The following is a 1827-nucleotide window of genomic DNA, read 5'->3' on the forward strand; positions in this document are numbered from 1 at the left end:
GGACCGCCGCAGCGATCCCATATTTAACATAAGCACCAGTTAGTTGCATAAATAATAAAGCTTTATTTGCACGGATTGGAACACATTTACGGCAGAATTAAGAGTTTATCAGCCTTTCCCTGCGATGGATCTGAAGCATAAACTACAAACATTAAAATTTTTTAGGCTGATTTTGTTTGGTCTTTTTTTTCTGAAAACAATAGCCTAGCAGAAGTTAATCGGTTTCGAATTAAGACACCAATCCACGAAGCAAGGGCAGCCTTGATTAATCCAACAATGATAAACGGAGTAAATCCTCCTGCAAAAGCAGCTGGCCAAGAAAGCTCGGCAGCAATCTTTAGCCAAGCAGTGCCGAATGCCAAAGTAACGAGCATTCCAATACTATTAGCAATCACAGCATTCTTGAAGTTGAAGGCTGTTTTTTCCATAAACCATCCGATTAGGAAGGTAGCTGGAAGGAAGCCAACTAAATAACCTCCAGTGGGCCCGACAAGCTTTGAAACTCCACCTGAAAATTCAGCGAATACAGGTACTCCTGCAGAACCAATAATTAAATATAAAATGACCGATAAGGTTCCATAACGAGAACCTAGGATTGTTGCTGCTAAGCCTATGGCAAGGGTTTGTCCTGTAATTGGAACGAGCGGAAATGGAATTGTAATTTGAGCCATTACGCCAATGATTGCAGCAAAAAGTGCTGTCACAATCATCATTCTTAATTTCAATTGTGGATTTGTCATCTGTTTCTCCTTTTCAAATGTAAACTAATTTTTATATTCGGTTAACAAATAAACTATATTTATATTTAAAAAATTTGTCAACCCAAAAAAAGAGGTGCCAGTGCATCTCCGAGGATTTACTTTGAAATATCTGAAAGAGTTTCAAATGAAACATAAAAAGAAATTGCATTTGATCCAACTTGTTCAACTAACCTGCCCCGTTTGTTTAAGTGGAATTCTTCACAAACTCACAAATCGTTAGGTTAATAAGAAAATGGCATTACCTCATTGCTGAAGTAATGCCGCAGTCAACCGAATGGTCTTTACTTGTATTTGTTATTAAATTGAGTTAGCAATATCAACTAATATTTCAGGTGTAACTTTGTTTGATACCTTTTTGTCAATTCCGAGCATATATTGCCAATTATCCTTTTCAAAAACAAGGAAGTTCATAAGTGGAGCATCATCCATATAAATAGCTTTTTGACCATTTTCAAGTGTATATACTTTTTGATTGCCTCTATCCTTAAAAGTTATTTTATTTTTTAAGGGTCGAATATCAACTTTATAATTATTTTCTCGTAACTTTTCATTCACAAAATGGATTGTTAGAAAATCATTTGTGTCATAGTCCTTATCTTCATAAAATCTTCCGAATTGATGGGTGAAAGGAATAGGAGGCTTGATTTTTGGCAATTTTACATCTTGTTCAAAGTGATTTTCAAATTCCTTAACGGCTTCTTCAGCAGATTTATATCCAACTTGAGTGAACATTTCCTCAATGGAAGGAGGAGTATCATTTGGACTTGCAAAGGCTATCTCATTAGTTGGTACAAAATAAGCAATACAGAATATTAAACAAATAAATTTTATTCTATTATTCAATGTTCCACGCACCCTCTTTATCCTTTTAATAAGTAATCTTCTCCAATTATGAAAGATTATTTATCGTGACTTATGTAACTAACCTGCCCCGTTAGCCACCCATGAATCGCAAAAAATCAGCGATTCATCACAGAGAATGAAAATGGTTAGGATGTGTCAATACTGATACTGACCTTAATCCAGTCAACCAATCCATAGCAATGATTTGCAGATCTCTCAATTT

2 protein-coding genes are annotated in these 1827 nt (G+C 35.3%); both read right to left on the bottom strand.

Translation table 11 applies throughout. From position 1 onward, the window contains the following. Positions 1 to 161: 161 nt before the first annotated feature. Positions 162 to 740, bottom strand: a complete 579-nt coding sequence (locus V7083_RS23060; RefSeq protein WP_335482478.1) for a biotin transporter BioY — start codon at positions 738 to 740, stop codon at positions 162 to 164. A gap of 318 nt (positions 741 to 1058) precedes the next feature. Further along, on the bottom strand, positions 1059 to 1604 hold the full coding sequence (locus tag V7083_RS23065) for a carbon monoxide dehydrogenase (RefSeq protein ID WP_335482480.1): 546 nt from the start codon (positions 1602 to 1604) through the stop codon (positions 1059 to 1061). Positions 1605 to 1827: the final 223 nt, after the last annotated feature.

Origin of the sequence: Bacillus sp. JJ1764, from assembly GCF_036962145.1 — a bacterium.
Taxonomy (GTDB): Bacteria; Bacillota; Bacilli; order Bacillales; family Cytobacillaceae; genus Neobacillus.